The following is a 22719-nucleotide window of genomic DNA, read 5'->3' on the forward strand; positions in this document are numbered from 1 at the left end:
GAGCGAAAGTGAGCTAATGGGAGACAATCACCACTGTTGTGAAAAAACGATTGGCTTTTTAGCCAATCGTTTAAGGAAATCGGAAGACTTAAGGCTTCCGATTTAGGCATGAGACACCTTTGGTGGCTGCTGCCGTCCCTCACAACCTAAGGTGATTGTCAAAAAAGGAAGAAAAAGGATAAAAAATGAAACCAGTAATTTCCATTATCATGGGCTCAAAATCCGACTGGGCAACCATGCAAAAAGCTGCCGAAGTCCTCGACAACTTCGGCGTCGCTTACGAAAAGAAAGTTGTTTCCGCCCATCGGACGCCTGACCTCATGTTCAAACATGCCGAAGAAGCACGTAGCCGTGGCATCAAGGTCATCATCGCAGGTGCGGGTGGCGCAGCTCACTTGCCAGGGATGGTTGCTGCTAAAACCACCCTTCCAGTTATCGGGGTACCCGTCAAGTCTCGTGCCCTTAGTGGCGTGGACTCGCTCTATTCCATCGTTCAGATGCCAGGTGGTGTGCCAGTCGCAACCATGGCGATCGGTGAGGCAGGTGCGACTAACGCAGCCCTCTTTGCCCTTCGTCTTCTTTCAGTAGAGGACCAGGCTATTGCGACAGCTTTGGCGGATTTCGCTGAAGAACAAGGAAAAATTGCAGAGGAGTCTACAAATGAGCTCAACTAAAACCATTGGGATCATCGGTGGTGGCCAGCTGGGTCAGATGATGGCGATCTCAGCTATCTACATGGGGCACAAGGTTATCGCGTTGGACCCAGCAGCTGATTGTCCAGCTTCTCGTGTGGCAGAAATCATCGTGGCCCCTTACAACGATGTGGAAGCTCTTCGTCAGTTGGCAGATCGCTGTGATGTTCTCACTTATGAATTTGAAAATGTCGACGCTGACGGTTTGGATGCCGTTATCAAAGAAGGCCAGCTTCCTCAAGGGACCGACCTACTTCGTATCTCCCAAAACCGGATTTTTGAGAAGGACTTTCTTTCCAACAAGGCCCAAGTAACAGTAGCTCCTTATAAGGTTGTGACTTCTAGCAAAGACTTGTCAGATATCGACCTGTCGAAAAACTATGTCCTCAAGACTGCAACCGGTGGTTACGATGGCCATGGGCAAAAGGTTATTCGTTCAGAAGCAGACTTGGAAGAAGCATACACTTTAGCCGATTCAGCAGACTGTGTTTTAGAAGAGTTTGTCAACTTTGATCTTGAGATTTCAGTCATCGTGTCAGGTAACGGCAAGGATGTGACAGTCTTCCCCGTTCAGGAAAATATCCACCGCAACAACATTCTTTCAAAAACCATTGTGCCCGCTCGCATTTCTGACAGTCTAGCTGAAAAAGCCAAGGCCATGGCAGTGCGAATTGCAGAACAACTCAACCTTTCTGGAACGCTTTGCGTAGAAATGTTTGCGACAGCAGATGACATCATTGTCAACGAAATTGCGCCACGTCCACACAATTCAGGGCACTACTCAATCGAAGCCTGCGACTTCTCCCAGTTTGACACGCACATCTTGGGCATTCTCGGAGCGCCACTCCCAATAATCCACCTCCATGCACCAGCTGTCATGCTCAATGTTCTCGGCCAACACGTCGAGGCTGCTGAAACATATGTGACAGAAAATCCAAGCGCTCACCTCCACTTATATGGTAAACTAGAAGCAAAGCACAACCGCAAAATGGGACATGTGACCTTGTTTAGTGATATGCCGGATAAGGTTGAGGAATTTGGGAAAGGTACATAATTTGATATGGAAGATAAAATTGAGAAAGTGATAAATGAAGAGATCGCACGTGAAGTTACTAAGAAATATTTGCTAGAGGTAGTTGACAACATCAGGAAAGGATATTATAGGTCTGCGATAGTCGTTCTATATACAACTATGTTATATGATATCCTAAAACAACTGGAAATTTTGAGAGACTTTTATGCAAACAGTAATGCGAATGCGATTATAACAAAGGTGGAGGCACAAAAGAAAAATAATCCTAAAAGTCCATCTTGGGAGGGAGTGTTAATTGAGGAGTTAAAGAATAGAGGTTTCATAACAAATATTGAATTCCTTGATTTAGAAGAAATCCAAAGATTTAGAAATTATGGAGCCCATCCGATAGTTGAAATGGAGAAAGATAAGATTGAAATATCACTTAGGGATATCCAAAGAGAAGAGGTCGAATTGGCTCTGACCAATGCATTAAAAATAATCTTTTTAAATCAACTTGGATTAGGTAGTAAGTATGCAGAGCAAGTCTTTCAATATGCTGCAGATTATGTTGAAGAGCATGGTTATAATGAGGAGTTTGATAATCAATTTATTGATAAATATTTAAAAAGGTTAAATAAATCTGCATATAAAAATGTCTTCAAAATTTTCTTTAAAGAAATTTTTAAAGAAAGTTCATCACTTGAAAATAATAGATCGAATATAATTAATGTTCTCAAAGTAGTTTATAAATTCAATCCAGATTATTGTCAAGAATCGATATCAGATGATTCTTTTAAACTAGTGAATGTTTTACCTGATGATATTGTCACATCTAATCATTATCAAAAGTTTCAGTCAAAAATATATAATTTGATGGAATATTTTCAGTTTTGCCCTGGACTTTGGGAAATACTGCCTAAAGATAAAAAAGATATCATATTAGGATTTTCAAAAAGAATGTTTATCCAGAACGATCCTGTTGCAACTGGTATAAGTAATGTTTCATCTGATGATAGAGGACGATTTGTTGAGAAAGCTAAATTTTTATCAAGCTTGTTGTATTTAGTTGATAACAAAGAAGTGCATTTAAAAGAAACTATATTTAAAATAAGAAAAAATATAAGCACATACAGAACAGGTTGGGTTGATATTCCTAATATTGATTTTTTAACGGAAAGAGAAGTATCTGGATTATATGCTCAGTGTGTGTATTATAGCTTACTACCTCAATTAAAATGTTTTTTATTTGAGTATGTATCAGATTCAGGGAGTTATGATGGAGCCAAAAATAACTTGATTATGTTATTGAAATTGAATTTAGTTCAAGATGAAGAAGATGTTAGAAAACTTCTAAGTATTATGAATTCAAATCCCCAATTTTATGGTGCAACTAGGTCCATACGTGATAACTTAGATGAAGTTAAGAAATATTTAAATGCTAGATTGGATATTGATTTTGAAAATTTATTAAGTGAGTATCAAAATCTAAATAAATGAAGTGGGAATAGGGATAGTTCAAGTATATAAACTTGGGCTAAAAGTGTCCTTATTCCTGTAAAAATATAATAGAAAGGGGAAAGGGAGCTCGTATCAGCTTAACTGAATACTACGGGTTTTACCATTACTATGATTCAACTCATCGTCGACGCATTTGTCGAAAAAGACAAGACTGGAGCAGTAGTCGAAGTCTTGTATGCGAGTAGCAATCACGAAAAAGTGAAAGCTAAGTATGAAGAGCTGACTGCTCAATATCCTGAAAACTATTTAGCTATCTATGATCTGCCGCTGGATACGGATTTGAATACACTGGATCATTATCCATCCGTGTGGATTGGGAAAGAAGAGTTTGAGTAACATAATAGGTAATATTTAGGAGGACATTTTATAATGACAATTGATTTAAGAGAAGAGGTTGGATTAGCGGATGAAGCCTTAGCTTTAGACTGGTATAAAGATAATGGCTATACAAATATCGGAGAAGCTATATGCGCCATAAAATATGGATACATAAAAAATAATTCTCTTACATGTAGTCAAGTTCAGCACAAAATCAATTATTTGGTGGAACAGTTAAAAATTTATGTTGACAATTGTGACATTATTCTTCCTGTACCTAGTTTTAATCCCTATCATAAAGATAATCCAGATGGGAACTTAAAAATTATGTACATTGTAGCTGAGCGTCTAAGTGAGGTTAGTGGGAAAAAAGTTGATTTTTCTGTACTCGAAAAACTAACGTCAGAACAAGCTAAAGATTCTCAAATTAGTGCTGGTAGTTATGTATCGAAAAATTTACCTAGTAATATCAAAAATGTATTATTAATTGATGATTTATTTGGTGAAGGTAACACAGCAAATTACACTGTATCGGCGTTAAAACGGAAAAATCCAAATATTTTTATTAGATTTATTAGCCTTACAAAAAATAAATATGGAGGCATTCCTAAAAAATATAAATGTAGAATTTCAAAATATAGTAAATCATCTGTTAACAATGAAAGTGAGTCTATAGATTTATATTTTTATAGAGATGACAAACCTGAACATGTAAAAATTTGGGAAGAACACCATTTATTCGGAGTGGTTAAACAAGCATTAGAAAAAAAAGATTTTACAAGAGTTTTTGATTTATCTATATATCGAAACTCTAATGGATATTGGACTGTGAGTAAAAATGCTGACGAACAGTTTGATGAAGAATAACTTGAGGTGTTTCATATGAGAAAAATATTCATAAGTGGTAGTATTTCAAGTAAAGAAATTCCTAAAGATGTTATTAAGTCGGTTGATGATTGTCGAAAAAGAAATTATACCATTTTGATTGGTGATGCTCCAGGAATTGATAAAAATATACAGGATATGCTTAAAGCGGATAATTATAAGAATGTAGAAGTTTATCATGTGGGTCCTAGTCCTAGGAATTTTTCGTATAAGGAATGGGTTAATAAACGTATTCCTGTAGATATTGAAAATAAAAAGTTATATAGAAATGGGAAGTATACTAGGGAAGGACAAATGATCAAAGATAGAGCTATGGCTGATGAAGCAGATTTTGGTTTGGTCGTTTGGAAAGATACGAGAAAAAATCGTTTCGGAAAAGTTGAAGTAAGCAAAGGATCTCTAAATAATATATATAATTTATTGATTCAAAATAAATATGTCGGCCTCTATTATTATCCTACTCCCGAGAATGGTATTATGAAGTTTAAAAATATTCTTGAATTTGAAAACAAAGTAATTGAAAAATTAGTACAAGATGAAACAAAAAAATATTACTATGAAATGAAGGAACTAAGAGTTTCCAGTAAAGAAAAACAACATGTTGTAAATGATTCAGGGGAGCAACTTTCTCTATTTGGTTGATTTGTTAAAAAATGATAAAAGAGAAAGGAACAATGGATCTCGTATTTATAAAAACTGAATACGGGCTACGGACTTCCTAATTGTAAACAAAGAAAGGGAATGGGCATCTAGTCTGTAGAACTGAACCCGGGCAGAAAGCTCGGAATTTAGATAAACCGCCTAGGACGTAAACGTCCGTTGTTAGTTTCCTAAAATTCAGTCACTTTCTAGTCGCCCTTGGTATCTTAAACATGATCGAACGTTACTCTCGCCCAGAAATGGCGAATATTTGGACTGAAGAAAATAAATACCGTGCTTGGCTTGAGGTGGAAATCTTGGCTGACGAAGCCTGGGCTGAATTGGGAGAAATTCCCAAGGAAGATGTGGCTTTGATCCGTGAAAAAGCGGACTTTGACATCGACCGTATTTTGGAAATCGAGCAGGAGACTCGCCACGATGTGGTTGCCTTCACACGTGCGGTTTCTGAGACTCTTGGTGAAGAGCGTAAGTGGGTTCACTATGGTTTGACTTCTACTGACGTTGTAGATACGGCCTATGGTTACCTCTACAAGCAGGCCAACGACATTATTCGTCGTGACCTTGAAAACTTCCTCAACATCATCGCTGACAAAGCGAAAGAGCACAAGTTCACTATCATGATGGGTAGGACCCACGGTGTGCACGCTGAGCCTACAACTTTTGGTTTGAAATTGGCAACTTGGTACAGCGAAATGAAACGGAACATCGAGCGTTTTGAGCACGCGGCTGCTGGTGTGGAAGCTGGTAAGATTTCTGGTGCGGTTGGTAACTTTGCCAACATCCCACCATTCGTTGAAAAATATGTCTGCGATAAATTGGGTATCCGTGCTCAAGAAATCTCTACACAAGTCCTTCCTCGTGACCTTCACGCTGAGTACTTTGCGGTTCTTGCCAGCATCGCAACTTCTATCGAGCGTATGGCAACTGAAATTCGTGGTCTTCAAAAATCAGAACAACGTGAAGTGGAAGAGTTCTTTGCCAAAGGTCAAAAAGGGTCATCAGCAATGCCACACAAACGTAACCCTATCGGTTCTGAAAACATGACAGGTCTTGCACGTGTCATCCGTGGTCATATGGTAACAGCTTATGAAAATGTAGCCCTTTGGCATGAACGGGATATTTCTCACTCATCAGCTGAGCGCATCATTGCACCAGACACAACTATCTTGATTGACTACATGCTCAACCGTTTTGGAAACATCGTCAAGAACTTGACAGTCTTCCCAGAAAACATGATCCGCAACATGAACTCTACATTTGGTTTGATCTTCAGCCAACGTGCCATGCTAACTTTGATTGAAAAAGGCATGACGCGTGAGCAAGCTTACGACCTTGTTCAACCGAAGACTGCCCAATCATGGGATAACCAAGTAGACTTTAAACCACTTCTTGAAGCAGATCCAGAAGTGACATCACGCCTCACTCAAGAAGAAATCGACGAAATCTTCAACCCAACCTACTATACAAAACGTGTGGATGAAATCTTCGAACGCATCGGTTTGGGTGACTAATCCCCCTCATAGATTTGATCAAAAAAGAGGCTGGGACAAAAGTCCTAGTCTCTTAATTGTTTTTGGATTGTCGAGCAAGACGCAGTGGTTGAGTGGGCTCTACTACGCTGATTTCATCAGCTTTTACAGCCCTACTCAACTGTGCGGAGGTGGGACGACGAAATCGAATTCTAACGAATTACCGATTTCTGTCCCACTCTCTTTTTCTTTGACTATATTAGGTGCTCTAGACACGGAATTTATCATAATAAATTTTGACTGATTAAACTATTTATAGGAAGTCTATCACTAATTATAGATTATTCGTTTTACATGTTTTAGGAACTATTTTTTCATGCTATAATTTGTATCATAAAAGTCTGAGGCCAGACCCCAGACTTTGAATGATCAATGATCACGATCACAAGAGATAAATTTGATTTTATAGTAGTCGCCGCGTTTATAGGTTTCGCTATATTCGAGAATTTGACCGGTCGCTTCCAATTTTGTCGTCTTCACTTGACGGACAGTTGGGAAGTTTTCATCGATATTCAACACAGAAGCGATTTTGCTTGGTGTTGGAAATACAATATCATTGATTTCTTCAAAGTGTTCATCATTCATATGGATATGATAATCTTCTTTAAAGCGATCATAAATCGAACTATAGTAATCTAAGCTCGGATAATTTGGGTTAATATATTGCTCTGGGACATAAGTCTGGTGGTAGATATAGGTATCTTCACCGATATGACGGGTCCGATCAATCTTGTAATAGAATTGAGTTGGAGCAAGTCCTAGTTTATCCAAGATGTTCAGTGCGTTGCCACGCTTGATAGAGAGAACTTTTACAGTCGCTTTTTGGATAGGGAAGGTTTCAACGTCTGAAAACTCAACTAGTTTGTGTTTTCTAGCGCGCGAAACAAAGGTTCCTTTTCCTTGTTGGCGGACGATGTATCCATCGCTAGCCAAATCGTTCAAAGCACGAACAACAGTAATCGAGCTAACATTATAAATCTTAATCAACTCGGCTTCTGTGTAAAATTTATCTCCATTTTCGAATTTGCCTGAGATAATTTGTTGCTTCAAATCATCTTTGATGTGTTGGTATTTTGGGATTGCCATGTACTTCACCTCTTCTTTCGATATCCCTTGTTAATATTATTTTAACATATTTTTTTAAAAGTTGTTGACATTTTTTTATTAATATATTATATTAATAAATGAAAAGGGTTTCTTAGAAGGAGGTTCTCAGTATGGGGGCATTTGAAATCCGTGAAGATTTTTATTTAAATGATCAACCTTTTAAGATTTTATCTGGTGCAATTCATTATTTTCGGATCGATCGTGAGGATTGGTATCATTCCTTATATAACCTAAAAGCTCTAGGTTTTAATACTGTTGAAACCTATGTTCCATGGAATGCTCATGAGCCACAAAGAGGCCACTTTCGCTTTGAAGGGAATTTGGACCTGGAGCACTTTATCCAAGTAGCTCAAGAGTTGGATCTGTATGTGATCCTCCGTCCATCACCGTTTATTTGTTCGGAGTGGGAATTTGGGGGCTTGCCAGCCTGGTTAATTGAAAAAGACCTTCGGATTCGCTCATCGGATCCGGCCTTTCTAAAGGAAGTGGCTCGCTATTACGACGAGCTCCTGCCACGTGTGGCCAAGTACCAATTGGATCGTGGGGGCAATATCCTCATGATGCAGGTGGAAAACGAATACGGCTCTTATGGCGAAGACAAAGCCTATCTTCGGGCGATCAGAGATCTAATGATCGAGCGGTACATTACCTGTCCACTCTTTACTTCTGATGGACCTTGGAGGGCGACTCTTCGAGCAGGGACTTTGATTGAGGATGGACTCTTTGTAACCGGTAATTTTGGTTCGCGAGCAAATTACAACTTCTCTCAGATGAAAGAGTTCTTTGCGGAGCATGACAAAGAGTGGCCGCTCATGTGTATGGAATTTTGGGATGGCTGGTTCAATCGTTGGAAAGAACCGATCATCAAGCGAGATCCAGAAGAGTTGGCAGAAGCAGTCCATGAGGTCTTGCAGGAAGGCTCAATTAATCTCTACATGTTTCATGGTGGGACCAACTTCGGATTTATGAACGGTTGCTCAGCACGAGGAACCGTGGATCTCCCACAGGTGACATCCTATGACTATGACGCTCTCTTAGATGAGCAGGGCAACCCGACTCCTAAGTACGATGCAGTCAAGCAGATGATGGCGACCTACTATCCAGAGTATCCACAGATGGATCCGCTTGTGAAGTCGAGTTTGTCTGAACGAACATTGGAGTTGACCCAAAAGACTAGTTTGTTCGGCAATTTAAACGAGATTGCTCAGGTCACCGAAAGTCTTTACCCACAGACCATGGAAGAAATCGACCACCCATTAGGCTATCTGCTCTATGAGACAGAAGTGGAAATGGATGCGGAAGAAGAGCGCTTGCGTATCATCGATGCGCGTGATCGGGTACAGGTTTATGCCAATGATCAGTTGATTGCCACTCAATACCAAGAAGAAATCGGTCAAGATCTTTTTTTAAACGGAAAAAAGAAAACGATTACAAACTTAAAACTCTTGATCGAAAACATGGGAAGAGTCAATTATGGGCACAAACTCTTAGCGGATACCCAACGAAAAGGAATCCGAACTGGGGTTTGTATCGATCTTCATTTCAAGCTTCATTGGAAACAATATGCGCTTGATTTTAGCCAGCTGGATCGCTTGGATTTTTCGAAAGAATGGCAAGAAGGTCAACCAGCTTTTTATCAATTTGCTTTTCATCTAGATCAGGTTGAGGATACCTTCCTTGATATGACTGGATTTGGAAAAGGGATCGTTCTAGTAAATGGCCACCATATCGGTCGTTTCTGGGAAGTCGGTCCAACACTCTCCCTCTACATCCCTCATGGTTTTCTCAAAGATGGGGAAAATGAGATCCTCGTCTTTGAGACAGAGGGCACTTGGAAGGAGACCTTAAAACTTGTTTCACAACCTACATTCAAAGAAGTAAAGGGGGAAAACTTATGACTATTGTAGGATGCCGTATCGATGGACGTTTGATCCACGGGCAGGTAGCCAACCTTTGGACTACCAAACTAAATATTTCACGTATCATGGTGATCGATGATGAAGTCGCTCAAAATGATATCGAAAAAAGTGGCTTGAAATTAGCGACACCACCTGGTGTCAAGCTCAGTATCTTGCCAGTAGCAAAGGCTGCAGAAAATATCTTGGCTGGAAAATATGACAGTCAACGTCTCTTCATCGTAGCTCGCAAACCAGACCGCTTCCTCGGTTTGGTAGAAGCAGGGGTGCCACTTGAAACCTTGAACGTAGGGAACATGTCTCAATCAGACGAGACTCGTCCCGTTACTCGTTCGATCAACGTGGTGGATGCCGATGTGGAAGCTTTCCACAAGCTAGCTGAAAAAGGAGTTAAGCTAACTGCTCAAATGGTTCCAAATGATCCAGTTGAAGACTTCTTGAAGTTGCTCAAATAGTTTATAAATAAAAAAGAAAAATTTTAGGAGGAAATTGTCATGATACAATGGTGGCAAATTTTACTACTTACTTTGTACTCAGCTTATCAAATCTGTGATGAGTTGACGATTGTTTCATCAGCAGGATCACCAGTCTTTGCTGGTTTCATTACAGGACTTGTCATGGGAGATTTAGGGACAGGTCTCTATATCGGAGCTGCTCTTCAATTGACAGTACTCGGTGTTGGTACTTTCGGTGGAGCTTCTCGTATTGACGCGACTTCTGGTGCCGTCCTTGCGACTGCTTTCTCAGTAGCACAAGGAATCAAACCAGAAATTGCGATTTCAACCATTGCCGTTCCGGTAGCAGGTCTCTTGACTTATGCAGATATCCTTGGTCGGATGAGTACAACTGCCTTTGCACACCGTATTGATGCGGCGATTGAACGCTTTGACTACAAAGGAATTGAACGCAACTACCTTCTCGGTGCTCTTCCTTGGGCTCTTTCTCGTGCCCTTCCAGTCTTCTTAGCTCTTAAGTTCGGTGGGTCTTATGTTCAATCTATTGTAGACTTTGTTGAACAATATAAATGGATTGCGAATGGTTTGACACTTGCAGGACGTATGCTTCCAGGTCTTGGATTTGCCATCTTGCTTCGCTACTTGCCTGTGAAACGTCACCTTCACTATCTTGCCCTTGGTTTTGGCTTGACAGCAATGTTGACAGTGCTTTACGGCAATGTCCAAAGTGTTGGTAATGCCGTTTCAGCAATGCTTGGAACAGATGCTTTTGCAAAACTTCCAAAAGAACAAATGGTTGCTTTCACAAATAACTTCAAATCTGTATCTATGATCGGGGTTGCCATCATTGGTATCTTCCTTGCAGTGCAACACTTTAAAAACAGCCAACGTACGGTTGTAGCTGCTCCAGCAAGCAATGTAGAAAGCGGGGAAATTGAAGATGACGAATTCTAAGAACTACAAACTCACTAAAGAGGATTTCAAACAAATCAACAAACGTAGCCTCTTCACCTTCCAATTGGGTTGGAACTACGAACGGATGCAGGCTTCTGGTTACCTTTACATGCTTCTTCCACAATTGCGCAAAATGTATGGAGACGGTACACCTGAATTGAAAGAAATGATGAAATTGCATACGCAATTCTTCAATACTTCACCATTCTTCCACACCATCATCACTGGTTTTGATTTGGCCTTGGAAGAAAAAGATGGTGTGAAATCGAAAGATGCGGTTAACGGGATCAAGACAGGTCTCATGGGACCATTTGCCCCTCTTGGAGACTCTATCTTTGGATCTTTGGTTCCAGCCATTATGGGATCTATCGCAGCAACAATCGCGTCACAAGGTCAACCATGGGGTATTTTCCTTTGGATCGCGGTAGCAGTAGTCTATGATATCTTCCGTTGGAAACAGTTGGAATTTGCCTATAAAGAAGGTACCAACCTAATCAACAACATGCAAAGTACCTTGACAGCTTTGATCGAAGCTGCTTCTGTACTTGGTATCTTCATGGTCGGTGCCTTGATCGCGTCTATGATCAATGTCGATGTATCATGGATGCCACACATCGGTAAAAAAGCGATCGATATTCAAGACATGCTTAACTTGGTCTTCCCACGTTTGGTACCAGCTATCATCACAGGTGCGATCTATTGGTTGCTTGGACGTAAGGGTATGAACTCAACCAAAGCTATCTTGTTGATTATCGTCGCAGCTATTTCCTTCTCTGCCTTTGGTCATTTCTTCTTTGGAATGGAATAATGGAGTAAGGTATGGCAAAACACCTAGTATTGGTCAGTCATGGTCGCTTCTGTGAAGAGCTCAAGGCCAGCACAGAAATGATTATGGGACCACAAGACAACATTCATGCCGTGGCCCTCTTGCCAGAGGAAGGTCCTGAGGAGTTTACAGCCAAGTTTGAAGCTTGTGTTGCAGACTTCGATGCCTACATCGTCTTTGCGGATCTTTTGGGAGGCACTCCTTGTAATACGGTTAGCCGCTTGATTCTTGAAGGGCGCGCCATTGACCTCTATGCAGGGATGAACTTGCCAATGGTAATTGAATTTATTAATAACAGCCTGGTCGGAGGAGAAGAAGCTTATCCAGCGCGTGCACAAGAAAGCATCGTGAAGGTTAATGATCTCTTATCCAACTTTGATGACGACGAGGATGAGTAAGATACGATAGCGAAAACCGCTTGAACATTCGGAATGGGGCTGGGACAATTGTCTCGGCCTCTTACCGCTTATAAGGCGAGTAGAAAAGAGGAGAAGCATGCTAGATTATACAAAAGAAGAACTGCTGGAACTGGGGGCTGAGATTACGACGCGCGAAATTTATCAGCAACCGGAAGTCTGGATAGAAACCTATCGTCTCTATCAAGAGAAAGCAAAAGAAATCCAAGAGTTTTTGGAGGCTATTGGGAAGCGTCATGGCTACATCAAGGTTATCTTGACAGGGGCAGGGACCTCAGCCTATGTGGGGGACACCTTGGTTCCTTATCTGCAGGAAGTGCACGATGAACGGCATTGGAATTTCCAATCCATTGCGACGACGGATATCGTAGCTCATCCACAAACCTATCTCAAAAAAGAAGTGGCGACTGTCTTGGTTTCCTTCGCACGAAGTGGCAACTCTCCAGAGAGTGTCGCAACCGTGCAACTGGCCCAAGACTTGGTTGATGAACTTTATCAGATCACCATTACTTGTGCAGCAGAAGGAAAACTGGCCCAGCAAGCCCACGGAGATGAGCGCAATCTCTTGCTCTTACAGCCGAAAGAAACCAACGACGCCGGCTTTGCCATGACCTCCAGCTTCACCTCTATGCTCCTGACAGCCCTCTTGGTCTTTGATTCAAGTGAGGAAGAAATCAAGGCAAAACGAGTAGAAGAATTGATTCACCTGTCAGAGCAAGTCTTGGAGAAAGACCGTGAGGTCAAGGAAGTTGTAGATTTAGATTTCGAACGCGTCATTTATCTGGGGGCAGGACCTTTCTTTGGGCTAGCTCATGAAGCCCAACTCAAGATTTTGGAATTGACTGCCGGTAAAATCGCGACCATGTACGAGAGTCCTGTCGGCTTCCGTCACGGACCGAAATCTCTTATCAATGACCAAACTCTCGTCTTGGTATTTGGCTCCATTGATCCTTATACGCGTCAGTATGATCTAGATTTGGTTGGAGAAGTAGCAGGGGATCAGATTGCCCGTCAGGTCGTCCTCTTGACGGACCAAGCTGCTGGGATTGAGCATGTACGAGAAGTGTTGGTAGCATCTTCAGCAGACTCACTGGATATCTACCGTGCCTTCCCTTACATTATCTACGGTCAATTGATTTCTCTCTTGACTTCTCTCAAGGTTCAAAATCGCCCAGACACACCATCACCAACTGGAACAGTCAACCGTGTTGTACAAGGAGTGGTGATTCACCCTTTTCACTAGAATGAATGATCTTGGAGGAGACAACTTGTGAAACACTATCAAAAATATCTATTTGGTCAATTGGACGGCCAAGATGTAGAAGCTTATCGCCTCGAAAATGACCTAGGTTATCAATTGTCTGTCATGACCTATGGGGCGACGATTATAGAGTATGTGACGCCTGACAAACAGGATCAATTCGCTAATATTGTATTGGGTTTTGACAATTTTGATGCCTATGTCGGCAATAGCCCCAAGTACGGAGCCAGCATTGGTCCAGTTGCTGGCCGGATTGCAGGGGCCAGCTTTGAGCTCAATGGTCAAACCTATCACTTAGAAGCCAATAATGGCGCCAACTGCAATCACAGTGGACCGACGGGCTGGGACAGCGACTTGTTTAGCGTGGAATCCGTGACAGACCAAGAAATCACCCTGTACACAGAGCGTGCAGATGGTATCGGTGGTTTCCCTGGAAATCTCAAGATCTGGGTGACCTATGGCTTGACGGAAGCAGGGGAGTTGGAAATCAGCTATCGAGTAGAAACGGACCAAGATACTCTAGTTAATCCGACCAACCACAGCTATTTCAACCTATCAGGCAACTTCACTCAGCCGATTAATGACCATGTCTTTCAGATCAACCATCAAGGGCTTTACCCTATCCATCCCGACGGTATCCCTCTTCACACTGTGGACAAAGAAAGTCCGATCGTTCAGCATCTCTACCAAGCTATGCTCTTAGAGGATCTCTTTAAGGATTCGGATCCGCAAATCCGCCTGGTAGAAGGCTTAGACCATCCTTTCGCTCTGCCAGAAGGGCATGAAAATGCTGGCTTTCTTTACCATCAGCCGTCTGGACGCTTTTTGACCTTCAAGTCAGAAGCTCCCGCCTTGGTGGTGTATTCAGCTAACTTTGTGGATGATACTGTTTATCTGGAAGGGCAACCAATGGTTCAGCACAATGGTCTAGCCTTGGAATTCCAAACCGTACCAGATGCCATTCATAGCGACCAAGCTGAAAAGGTTATCTTGAGAGCAGGTCAAGTCTTCACCAGCAAGACCAGCTACCATGCCATCGCTAAGAAATAGATAAGAAAGAGAAGGTGACAAACAAGGATGGGAAATCTTTGCTTGAAACCTCTCTTTTTTTGAAAAAAATTTTTAAAAATGACTATAAGGAAACTTTAAGCTTCCCGTCGTATACTAATACCATCATCAAAGACCTCCTAACTTTGAATGATAAAACTCCTAAAACTTTTTCATAATAATCTCCCTATAAGAGCCACCAAAACCGGTGGCTTTTTTTCTGGGAGTGAGACAGAACAATTTTTTAAAATTGCTTCGCTTCCTTATTTTTTGTCTCAGGTTGAAAAGGTTCCCCAAACCTTTTTAATTGTCTCACCCCCGCACAGGTCAAACAGTCTGGGAGACTGTTTGAGGTTGCGGATATAGGAAACCTCGTTTCCTCATTAGTAGGTAATCTTTGGAGCTATAAGAGCGAACAAAGATACCAATCAACCACTGCGTTATGTAATTATTACTAAACCTATTTCATCTAACCAAGCCTGATAGGGACGTAGACGAGCTTAGGTACGTTCCTTATTTTTTACGAGCATCAACGTTCCTTATTATAATGTTGAAGGCAGTCCAATAGGGTCGCAGACGGACTACGTTCCTTAAAAAGAAACAAGGTAGTTTAAGAGGGGAATCGATTCCCAGCGCCTAACAATCAATAATTAGTGATATATTGAATAGAATATGATTTTAAATCATCAGAGGCATCATTTTTTGCTATAATAGACTGTATGAGTAGAATTTTAGACAATGAAATCATGGGCGATGAAGAGGCTGTTGAACGGACGCTGCGCCCGCAATATTTACATGAATATATTGGTCAAGATAAGGTCAAGGACCAGCTGAAAATCTTTATTGAGGCGGCTAAGCTTCGGGATGAAGCGCTGGATCATGTCCTTCTTTTTGGCCCTCCGGGACTGGGGAAGACTACGATGGCCTTTGTCATTGCCAATGAACTGGGTGTTAATCTCAAGCAGACTTCCGGTCCTGTCATTGAAAAGGCTGGTGACTTGGTAGCTATCCTCAATGATCTAGAGCCGGGCGATGTCCTCTTTATCGATGAGATCCACCGTCTTCCTATGTCAGTCGAAGAAGTGCTTTACAGCGCCATGGAAGATTTTTACATCGACATTATGATTGGTGCTGGCGAGACCAGCCGGAGTGTCCATCTGGACCTTCCTCCTTTCACTCTGATTGGGGCGACGACTCGAGCTGGGATGCTGTCCAATCCCTTGCGCGCTCGCTTTGGGATTACGGGGCACATGGAATACTACGAGCAAGATGATCTGACAGAGATTGTCGAGCGGACTGCCGAGATCTTTGAGATGGAGATTACCCACGAGGCTGCAGAAGAGCTTTCTCTTCGTAGTCGGGGGACTCCTCGGATTGCCAACCGGTTGCTCAAACGGGTGCGCGATTTTGCCCAGATCATGGGCGATGGCTTGATTGACGATACTATTACAGACAAGGCCCTCTCCATGCTAGATGTGGACCATGAAGGGCTGGACTATGTCGATCAAAAGATCCTGCGCACCATGATTGAAATGTACGGCGGTGGCCCGGTCGGGCTTGGGACTCTATCGGTCAATATTGCCGAAGAGCGCGAGACCGTAGAAGATATGTATGAGCCTTACTTGATTCAGAAAGGCTTTATCATGCGGACCCGGACAGGGCGCGTGGCGACCCGCAAGGCCTATGAACACCTGGGTTATCCCTACAATGGAGACTAGAAGAAGATGCTGACGGATGAAGCAATCGTAGAACAGATCCAAGCGGATCCGGAGATGATGACAGTCTTGGCTATTATTCGGGATTTCAACCTGGCAGACGCTTGGTTAGCAGCAGGGGCGGTGCGCAATTTCATCTGGAACCAGCTCTCTGGAAGACCAGGATTTGACGCGTCGACAGATCTGGATCTGGTCTTTTATGACCCTGCGATTAGCTATGAGGAGACTCTGCAGATCGAGCAAGAATTAAAGAAGACCTATCCCCAGTACGCTTGGGAAGTCAAAAACCAAGTCTACATGCACCAGCATAGCCCGGGGACAGCTCCTTATCGCAATGCCTGTGATGCGGTTTCCAAATACCCCGAGCAGTGTACAGCTCTTGCAGTTTGCTTAAGGAATGATGGTCAGCTAGAGCTCTTTCTCCCCTATGGGACAAGGGATATCGAAGACTTCATCGTTCAGCCGACTCCACATTTTTTAGCTAGTCCCGAGCGTTTGGCAGTTTATACAGAGCGTATGCGGAAGAAAGATTGGAAACGAAAATGGCCAGCCCTTCAGATCATCCTGCCTGAATAAAAAAAGAAAGTCAGCCCACTTCAACGGTGGACAGGCTTTTTTCGTCTTGCCTCAAAATTATAATTTTAGCAGATTATATTTTTCTTACATTCTGTTATAATAGAAAGGAGGTGCTGTCATGAAAAAAATCGTATTTGTGTGTTTAGGAAATATTTGTCGGAGCCCCATGGCGGAGTTTGTCATGAAGGATTTGACCAACCAGTATGAGATTGAAAGTCGTGCTACCTCCAACTGGGAGCACGGGAACCCTATTCACCAAGGGACTCAAAAGATTTTTCGCAGTCATGGTGTGCCCTATGATACGTCTAAAACATCCCTTCAAATCAGTGACCAAGATTTTCATACCTTTGATCTGATCTTAGGGATGGATGAAAACAATGTGGCTGACCTCAAACGAATGGCACCGCCTGGAACAGAGCACAAGATTCATCTCTTTGCAGGAGAAAGTGTCCCAGATCCATGGTACACAGGAGATTTCGAAGAGACCTATCGCCGTGTCCTAGCTGGTTGTCAAGAGTGGTTGGACCGATTAGAAGATTAGTTTCGGACTGGCTCCTTAAAGGACTAACCGGCTGAAGATAAAAAGAATGAACAGAGTATGGAAAAAATAAAAGAATTATATGAGACCTATAAGGTCTATGTTACGAGAGAGAATATTGAACGCTTGTCCTTGGGGATTATTGTTCTGTCTGCTTTGTGGGTTTTTCTTTCCTCCATTCCTTTCGGAGGTGTGTTGACCCTCGATAAGGGAGCTATTCGCTACGACGGAAGTGTCGTCCGAGGCAAGATGAATGGCCAAGGGACGGTGACCTTTGAGAACGGGGACACCTACAAGGGCAATTTTGTCAATGGGACCTTTAGCGGTTATGGAACCTTTACAGCCAAGGCTGGCTGGAAATATGAAGGTGAATTTGTCAATGGCCAACCAGAAGGCCAGGGAACCTTGACGACAGAACAAAATGTCGTTTATAAGGGAACGTTTAAACAAGGAATTTATCAAAATGCGAATTAAATGGTTTTCATTGGTACGGATAACGGGACTTCTTCTCGTTCTTCTCTACCATTTCTTTCAAAAAGTTTTTCCTGGTGGATTTATTGGAGTCGATATCTTCTTTACTTTCTCAGGATTTTTGATCACGGCTCTTCTGATCGATGAGTTTGCCCGTCATCAAAAAATTGATCTCAAGGGCTTCCTTCGCCGACGCTTCTACCGGATTGTCCCTCCTTTAGTCTTTATGGTCTTGCTGGTCATGCCTTTTACCTTCTTGGTCAGACGAGACTTTATTGCTGGGATTGGGACACAGATTGCAGCCGTCTTTGGCTTTGTGACCAACTTCTATGAGATGTTAAGTGGCGGAAGTTACGAAAGTCAGTTCATCCCCCATCTGTTCATTCATACTTGGAGTTTGGCTCTTGAAGTTCATTACTATGTCCTCTGGGCGCTCTTGGCTTGGTTTTTGGGTAAAAAAGCTAAATCAGTTGGCCAATATAGAGGCTATATCTTCCTATCTTCGACAGGTCTCTTTTTGGTGACTTTCCTGACCTTCTTTGTCGGAGCGCTGGTCACCAAGAATTTGTCCAATGTCTACTTTTCTAGTATCGCTCACGTCTTTCCTTTCTTTGTGGGGAGTGCTTTAGCGACAGTGACAGGGATTACAACGACCAGCCCAAATCTTACTCAATTAGTGAAGAAGCTATCTCTACAGAAGACGTTAGCGATTTTAGCGGGTGCTTTTCTAGTTTTGTTGGTCTTGACCTTTATCCTTCCCTTTGATAGTGTTTGGACCTATTTATTTGGCTTTTTAGTAGCAACTTTTGCTGCATCTGTGATGATTGTGATGACGCGTGTCCTTCATGAAAAGACACCGAATCAGAAAGAACCAGCAGTAATTACCTTTATAGCAGATACCAGTTATGGGGTTTATCTCTTCCACTGGCCATTTTACATCATCTTTTCTCCATTAATGACCAATGGCTGGGCTTCTCTATTAACAGCGCTTGTATCCTTTAGTCTTGCTGCCTTGAGTTTCTATATTATTGAACCAACCTTGGCTGGGCGTGAACCGAAGATTTTCGGGATCTCGATGGATCTCAGAAGTTTCACGAAACCACTTTTTTACAGCGCGATTCCCTTGACCTTGCTCATGTTTGGAATTGCACTCTTTGCGCCACGCGTCGGAGCCTTTGATGAAAACTTGATTACCGAAGGGCTTCGTCAATCCGACAGCAAGATGCAGATCACGCGTGCCCAAGTTGACAATGCTTCAGCGACTTCCTACAATGTGTCAGATGGCGTGACCATGATCGGAGATTCTGTAAACCTCCGGGCATCAGATTATCTGAAACAAGTTCTGCCAGATATCCAATTAGATGCTTTGGTGAGCCGCAATCTGGACTCGGGCTTAAAAGTATATGAAACGGATATTGCCAATAGAGTCTTGCTCAAGAACGTGGTAATCGCTCTTGGAACCAACTCTTCTAATAATTATCAAGAATTGTTGGATAAGTTTGTTCAAGAACTACCAAAAGGACATCGCTTAATCTTTGTGACCCCATATGATGGGCGTGAAGCCAATGATAGCAATAGCGTTACCGTTCAGACTCGACAGTATCAGCTGGAGTTGGCTAAAAAATATGACTATGTCTATGTAGCAGACTGGTACCAAGTTGCTATCGATAATCCAGAGATTTGGGCTGGAACGGATAGTGTCCACTTTGGTTTAGAATCAGATGGTTCCATCGATGTCGGAGGAAACTTGTATGCCAACGTCGTGAAAGAAGCAGTTGATCAAGCTAATCAGGGACCGGTTAAACCCTAAAATTTACTATATAATTTAAGCAATTTTCGCTTGAAGAAAATTGCTTTTTTTAGTAAAATTAAGAAAACGCTTACAAAAATTGCGTGAAAATATTTGTTTGTGAAATTGAAGTGCGTTCTCAAAAAAATCCTTCAATTTTTTCTTGAAAATACTCCTGTATAGAAGGAGAAGGAGGGTTCATGGAAAAAAGTTAAAAAAATCTTTGTGAAACTATTTACAAATTTTCTAAAATAGAGTACAATAATATTGTGAAAAAATTAACAAATCGAAATTTCTTACACTATTCTTGAAAGTTTCTGAAAACAGGAAAAAGTTCCGGAAAAGGATAAGGGTTTCAAACATTGGAGGAAAGCATCAAATGGCTGATAAAAAAACTCTCTCACCTGAAGAAAAGAAACTCGCTGCTGAAAAACACGTAGACGAGTTGGTGCAAAAAGCGCTCGTAGCGCTTGAAGAAATGCGCAAATTGGATCAGGAGCAAGTCGACTACATTGTGGCGAAAGCATCTGTAGCAGCTCTTGACGCACACGGTGAGCTCGCTCTTCATGCCTATGAAGAAACTGGTCGTGGAGTCTTTGAAGACAAGGCGACTAAGAACTTGTTCGCTTGTGAACACGTAGTAAATAACATGCGTCATACGAAAACAGTTGGTGTCATTTCAGAAGATGACGTCACTGGTTTGACCCTTATTGCTGAGCCAGTCGGAGTTGTCTGCGGGATCACTCCTACAACCAACCCTACTTCAACAGCAATCTTTAAAGCTTTGATTTCCTTGAAGACACGGAACCCTATCGTCTTTGCCTTCCACCCATCAGCTCAAGAATCATCAGCTCATGCGGCACAAATCGTCCGCGATGCAGCGATTAAAGCAGGAGCTCCTGAAAACTGTGTGCAATGGATTACGCAACCATCTATGGAAGCAACCAGTGCCCTGATGAACCACGAAGGAGTTGCGACTATCCTTGCGACCGGTGGTAACGCCATGGTTAAAGCAGCATACTCATGTGGGAAGCCAGCTCTTGGGGTTGGTGCCGGAAACGTACCTGCTTATGTTGAAAAATCAGCCAATATCCGCCAAGCAGCACACGATATCGTTATGTCTAAATCATTTGACAATGGTATGGTCTGTGCGTCTGAACAAGCGGTCATCATCGATAAAGAAATCTACGATGAGTTTGTTGAAGAATTCAAATCTTACCACACTTACTTTGTTAACAAAAAAGAAAAAGCCCTTCTTGAAGAGTTCTGCTTCGGTGTGAAAGCCAACAGCAAGAACTGTGCGGGTGCGAAATTGAATGCGGACATCGTTGGGAAACCAGCAGCATGGATCGCTGAACAAGCTGGCTTCTCAGTTCCAGAAGGAACCAATATCCTTGCGGCAGAATGTAAAGAAGTTGGTGAAAAAGAGCCTTTGACTCGTGAAAAATTGTCACCAGTCATCGCTGTCTTGAAATCTGAAAGCCGTGAAGACGGAATTAACAAAGCTCGCCAAATGGTTGAATTCAACGGTCTTGGTCACTCAGCTGCCATCCATACAGCTGACGAAGAATTGACCAAAGAATTTGGTAAAGCAGTTAAAGCCATTCGTGTGATCTGCAACTCTCCTTCGACTTTCGGTGGTATCGGGGATGTTTACAATGCCTTCTTGCCATCATTGACACTTGGATGTGGTTCTTACGGACGCAACTCTGTTGGGGACAACGTTAGTGCCATCAACCTCTTGAATATCAAAAAAGTCGGACGCCGGAGAAATAACATGCAATGGATGAAACTTCCTTCAAAAACATACTTTGAACGTGATTCAATTGAATACTTACAAAAATGTCGTGACGTTGAACGTGTCATGATCGTTACAGACCACGCTATGGTAGAGCTTGGTTTCCTTGATCGTATCATCGAACAGCTTGACCTTCGTCGCAATAAGGTAGTTTACCAAATCTTTGCTGATGTAGAACCAGATCCAGATATCACTACAGTTGAACGTGGTACTGAGATTATGCGTTCCTTCAAACCAGATACAATCATCGCTCTTGGTGGTGGATCACCAATGGATGCTGCCAAAGTTATGTGGCTCTTCTACGAGCAACCAGAAGTGGATTTCCGTGACCTTGTACAAAAATTCATGGATATCCGTAAACGTGCCTTCAAATTCCCATTGCTTGGTAAGAAGACTAAATTCATTGCGATCCCAACTACATCTGGTACAGGATCTGAAGTAACGCCATTTGCCGTTATCTCTGATAAAGCAAACAACCGTAAATACCCAATCGCTGACTACTCATTGACACCAACTGTGGCAATCGTAGACCCTGCTTTGGTATTGACAATTCCAGGATCTGTTGCAGCGGACACTGGTATGGACGTCTTGACTCATGCGACTGAAGCTTACGTATCTCAAATGGCCAGTGACTACACAGATGGTCTTGCGCTTCAAGCCATCAAACTTGTCTTCGAAAACTTGGAAAGCTCAGTGAAGAACGCGGACTTCCACTCACGCGAAAAGATGCACAATGCGTCAACCATCGCAGGTATGGCCTTTGCGAATGCCTTCTTAGGTATTTCTCACTCAATGGCCCACAAGATTGGTGCGCAATTCCACACCATTCACGGACGGACCAATGCGATCTTGCTTCCATACGTTATCCGCTACAACGGTACACGCCCAGCTAAGACAGCAACATGGCCTAAGTACAACTACTACCGTGCAGATGAGAAGTATCAAGACATCGCTCGTATGCTAGGACTTCCATGCTCTACACCAGAAGAAGCAGTTGAAGCTTATGCAAAAGCTGTATACGAACTTGGTGAGCGCGTAGGTATCGAAATGAACTTCAAAGCACAAGGAATCGACGAAAAAGAATGGAAGAAACATTCTCGTGAATTGGCCTTCCTTGCTTACGAAGATCAATGTTCACCAGCTAACCCACGTCTTCCAATGGTAGACCACATGCAAGAAATCATCGAAGATGCATACTATGGTTACAAAGAACGTCCAGGACGTCGTAAATAA

The 22719-nt window shown here is 42.4% G+C and carries 21 protein-coding genes and 1 pseudogene; 21 read left to right on the forward strand and 1 reads right to left on the reverse strand.

Going from position 1 to position 22719, the window contains the following annotated elements; translation table 11 throughout:
- Nucleotides 1-92 precede the first annotated feature (92 nt).
- The 8 genes and pseudogenes from AC3E8G_RS07645 to purB all read left to right on the forward strand — a co-directional run.
- A pseudogene (locus AC3E8G_RS07645) lies at nucleotides 93-155 on the forward strand (phosphoribosylaminoimidazole carboxylase); the annotation flags it as partial.
- A 30-nt stretch (nucleotides 156-185) separates the two neighbouring features.
- The gene (gene purE / locus AC3E8G_RS07650; RefSeq protein ID WP_003015335.1) at nucleotides 186-674 is read left to right on the forward strand and encodes a 5-(carboxyamino)imidazole ribonucleotide mutase; all 489 of its coding nucleotides are present in this window, start codon (nucleotides 186-188) and stop codon (nucleotides 672-674) included.
- Nucleotides 661-1746: a 5-(carboxyamino)imidazole ribonucleotide synthase gene (gene purK, locus AC3E8G_RS07655; RefSeq protein ID WP_490677413.1), complete on the forward strand. Its 1086-nt coding sequence runs from the start codon at nucleotides 661-663 to the stop codon at nucleotides 1744-1746. The genes purE and purK overlap by 14 nt, the downstream gene beginning before the upstream one ends.
- A 6-nt stretch (nucleotides 1747-1752) precedes the next feature.
- Complete coding sequence (locus AC3E8G_RS07660; RefSeq protein ID WP_490677414.1) at nucleotides 1753-3204, forward strand: hypothetical protein; 1452 nt, start codon at nucleotides 1753-1755, stop codon at nucleotides 3202-3204.
- A 129-nt stretch (nucleotides 3205-3333) separates the two neighbouring features.
- Nucleotides 3334-3561: a phosphoribosylaminoimidazole carboxylase gene (locus AC3E8G_RS07665; RefSeq protein WP_490677415.1), complete on the forward strand. Its 228-nt coding sequence runs from the start codon at nucleotides 3334-3336 to the stop codon at nucleotides 3559-3561.
- Nucleotides 3562-3594: 33 nt separating this feature from the next.
- Nucleotides 3595-4410: a phosphoribosyltransferase gene (locus tag AC3E8G_RS07670; RefSeq protein WP_490677416.1), complete on the forward strand. Its 816-nt coding sequence runs from the start codon at nucleotides 3595-3597 to the stop codon at nucleotides 4408-4410.
- Between the two features lie 15 nt (nucleotides 4411-4425).
- Complete coding sequence (locus tag AC3E8G_RS07675) at nucleotides 4426-5070, forward strand: hypothetical protein (protein WP_490677417.1); 645 nt, start codon at nucleotides 4426-4428, stop codon at nucleotides 5068-5070.
- A 230-nt stretch (nucleotides 5071-5300) separates the two neighbouring features.
- Complete coding sequence (gene purB / locus AC3E8G_RS07680) at nucleotides 5301-6599, forward strand: adenylosuccinate lyase (protein ID WP_195610958.1); 1299 nt, start codon at nucleotides 5301-5303, stop codon at nucleotides 6597-6599.
- A 387-nt stretch (nucleotides 6600-6986) separates the two neighbouring features.
- Here purB and AC3E8G_RS07685 read toward each other — a convergent pair whose 3' ends face one another.
- A complete protein-coding gene (locus tag AC3E8G_RS07685; protein WP_006595289.1) occupies nucleotides 6987-7703 on the reverse strand; it encodes a GntR family transcriptional regulator in 717 nt (238 codons plus the stop codon).
- Between the two features lie 131 nt (nucleotides 7704-7834).
- On the opposite strand from AC3E8G_RS07685, the gene AC3E8G_RS07690 reads away from it, so the two are divergent.
- From AC3E8G_RS07690 to adhE, 13 genes are all read left to right on the forward strand, one after another.
- Nucleotides 7835-9622, forward strand: coding sequence for a glycoside hydrolase family 35 protein (locus tag AC3E8G_RS07690; RefSeq protein WP_490677418.1), 1788 nt, complete (start codon nucleotides 7835-7837; stop codon nucleotides 9620-9622).
- A complete protein-coding gene (locus AC3E8G_RS07695) occupies nucleotides 9619-10095 on the forward strand; it encodes a PTS sugar transporter subunit IIB (protein ID WP_006595287.1) in 477 nt (158 codons plus the stop codon). Before AC3E8G_RS07690 ends, AC3E8G_RS07695 begins: the two co-directional genes overlap by 4 nt.
- Before the next feature lie 39 nt (nucleotides 10096-10134).
- Nucleotides 10135-11049 carry a PTS mannose/fructose/sorbose/N-acetylgalactosamine transporter subunit IIC gene (locus AC3E8G_RS07700; RefSeq protein WP_154859213.1) on the forward strand — a complete coding sequence of 305 codons (915 nt, stop codon included), beginning with the start codon at nucleotides 10135-10137 and terminating at the stop codon, nucleotides 11047-11049.
- Nucleotides 11036-11857 (forward strand): PTS system mannose/fructose/sorbose family transporter subunit IID, encoded by an 822-nt coding sequence (locus AC3E8G_RS07705; RefSeq protein WP_154859215.1) that lies wholly within the window; start codon nucleotides 11036-11038, stop codon nucleotides 11855-11857. The genes AC3E8G_RS07700 and AC3E8G_RS07705 overlap by 14 nt, the downstream gene beginning before the upstream one ends.
- An 11-nt stretch (nucleotides 11858-11868) precedes the next feature.
- Nucleotides 11869-12273: a PTS sugar transporter subunit IIA gene (locus tag AC3E8G_RS07710; protein ID WP_490677419.1), complete on the forward strand. Its 405-nt coding sequence runs from the start codon at nucleotides 11869-11871 to the stop codon at nucleotides 12271-12273.
- 97 nt (nucleotides 12274-12370) lie between these two features.
- Nucleotides 12371-13534: an SIS domain-containing protein gene (locus AC3E8G_RS07715; protein ID WP_154859217.1), complete on the forward strand. Its 1164-nt coding sequence runs from the start codon at nucleotides 12371-12373 to the stop codon at nucleotides 13532-13534.
- A 27-nt stretch (nucleotides 13535-13561) separates the two neighbouring features.
- The gene (locus AC3E8G_RS07720; protein ID WP_154859219.1) at nucleotides 13562-14602 is read left to right on the forward strand and encodes an aldose epimerase family protein; all 1041 of its coding nucleotides are present in this window, start codon (nucleotides 13562-13564) and stop codon (nucleotides 14600-14602) included.
- Nucleotides 14603-15318: 716 nt separating this feature from the next.
- Nucleotides 15319-16317 (forward strand): Holliday junction branch migration DNA helicase RuvB, encoded by a 999-nt coding sequence (gene ruvB / locus AC3E8G_RS07725; protein WP_045760104.1) that lies wholly within the window; start codon nucleotides 15319-15321, stop codon nucleotides 16315-16317.
- A 6-nt stretch (nucleotides 16318-16323) separates the two neighbouring features.
- Nucleotides 16324-16890: a nucleotidyltransferase family protein gene (locus AC3E8G_RS07730; RefSeq protein ID WP_490677420.1), complete on the forward strand. Its 567-nt coding sequence runs from the start codon at nucleotides 16324-16326 to the stop codon at nucleotides 16888-16890.
- A gap of 118 nt (nucleotides 16891-17008) precedes the next feature.
- A complete protein-coding gene (locus tag AC3E8G_RS07735) occupies nucleotides 17009-17431 on the forward strand; it encodes a low molecular weight protein-tyrosine-phosphatase (protein ID WP_490677421.1) in 423 nt (140 codons plus the stop codon).
- A gap of 57 nt (nucleotides 17432-17488) precedes the next feature.
- A complete protein-coding gene (locus AC3E8G_RS07740; protein WP_129270555.1) occupies nucleotides 17489-17902 on the forward strand; it encodes an MORN repeat-containing protein in 414 nt (137 codons plus the stop codon).
- The gene (locus AC3E8G_RS07745; protein WP_490677422.1) at nucleotides 17892-19709 is read left to right on the forward strand and encodes an acyltransferase family protein; all 1818 of its coding nucleotides are present in this window, start codon (nucleotides 17892-17894) and stop codon (nucleotides 19707-19709) included. The genes AC3E8G_RS07740 and AC3E8G_RS07745 overlap by 11 nt, the downstream gene beginning before the upstream one ends.
- 358 nt (nucleotides 19710-20067) lie before the next feature.
- The gene (gene adhE / locus AC3E8G_RS07750) at nucleotides 20068-22719 is read left to right on the forward strand and encodes a bifunctional acetaldehyde-CoA/alcohol dehydrogenase (RefSeq protein WP_490677423.1); all 2652 of its coding nucleotides are present in this window, start codon (nucleotides 20068-20070) and stop codon (nucleotides 22717-22719) included.

It is taken from the genome of Streptococcus sp. SCPM-O-B-15294 (M123), from assembly GCF_058200455.1.

Bases quoted from the DNA above. Each gene is read 5' to 3' on its own strand.
- ruvB (WP_045760104.1), top strand. From the start codon at position 15,319: ATGAGTAGAATTTTAGACAATGAAATCATGGGCGATGAAGAGGCTGTT.
- AC3E8G_RS07705 (WP_154859215.1), top strand. From the start codon at position 11,036: ATGACGAATTCTAAGAACTACAAACTCACTAAAGAGGATTTCAAACAA.
- AC3E8G_RS07735 (WP_490677421.1), top strand. From the start codon at position 17,009: ATGAAAAAAATCGTATTTGTGTGTTTAGGAAATATTTGTCGGAGCCCC.
- AC3E8G_RS07690 (WP_490677418.1), top strand. From the start codon at position 7,835: ATGGGGGCATTTGAAATCCGTGAAGATTTTTATTTAAATGATCAACCT.
- adhE (WP_490677423.1), top strand. From the start codon at position 20,068: ATGGCTGATAAAAAAACTCTCTCACCTGAAGAAAAGAAACTCGCTGCT.
- AC3E8G_RS07730 (WP_490677420.1), top strand. From the start codon at position 16,324: ATGCTGACGGATGAAGCAATCGTAGAACAGATCCAAGCGGATCCGGAG.
- AC3E8G_RS07700 (WP_154859213.1), top strand. From the start codon at position 10,135: ATGATACAATGGTGGCAAATTTTACTACTTACTTTGTACTCAGCTTAT.
- AC3E8G_RS07685 (WP_006595289.1), bottom strand. From the start codon at position 7,703: ATGGCAATCCCAAAATACCAACACATCAAAGATGATTTGAAGCAACAA.
- AC3E8G_RS07660 (WP_490677414.1), top strand. From the start codon at position 1,753: ATGGAAGATAAAATTGAGAAAGTGATAAATGAAGAGATCGCACGTGAA.
- AC3E8G_RS07670 (WP_490677416.1), top strand. From the start codon at position 3,595: ATGACAATTGATTTAAGAGAAGAGGTTGGATTAGCGGATGAAGCCTTA.
- purB (WP_195610958.1), top strand. From the start codon at position 5,301: ATGATCGAACGTTACTCTCGCCCAGAAATGGCGAATATTTGGACTGAA.
- AC3E8G_RS07675 (WP_490677417.1), top strand. From the start codon at position 4,426: ATGAGAAAAATATTCATAAGTGGTAGTATTTCAAGTAAAGAAATTCCT.
- AC3E8G_RS07665 (WP_490677415.1), top strand. From the start codon at position 3,334: ATGATTCAACTCATCGTCGACGCATTTGTCGAAAAAGACAAGACTGGA.
- AC3E8G_RS07740 (WP_129270555.1), top strand. From the start codon at position 17,489: ATGGAAAAAATAAAAGAATTATATGAGACCTATAAGGTCTATGTTACG.
- AC3E8G_RS07715 (WP_154859217.1), top strand. From the start codon at position 12,371: ATGCTAGATTATACAAAAGAAGAACTGCTGGAACTGGGGGCTGAGATT.
- AC3E8G_RS07710 (WP_490677419.1), top strand. From the start codon at position 11,869: ATGGCAAAACACCTAGTATTGGTCAGTCATGGTCGCTTCTGTGAAGAG.
- purK (WP_490677413.1), top strand. From the start codon at position 661: ATGAGCTCAACTAAAACCATTGGGATCATCGGTGGTGGCCAGCTGGGT.
- AC3E8G_RS07695 (WP_006595287.1), top strand. From the start codon at position 9,619: ATGACTATTGTAGGATGCCGTATCGATGGACGTTTGATCCACGGGCAG.
- purE (WP_003015335.1), top strand. From the start codon at position 186: ATGAAACCAGTAATTTCCATTATCATGGGCTCAAAATCCGACTGGGCA.
- AC3E8G_RS07745 (WP_490677422.1), top strand. From the start codon at position 17,892: ATGCGAATTAAATGGTTTTCATTGGTACGGATAACGGGACTTCTTCTC.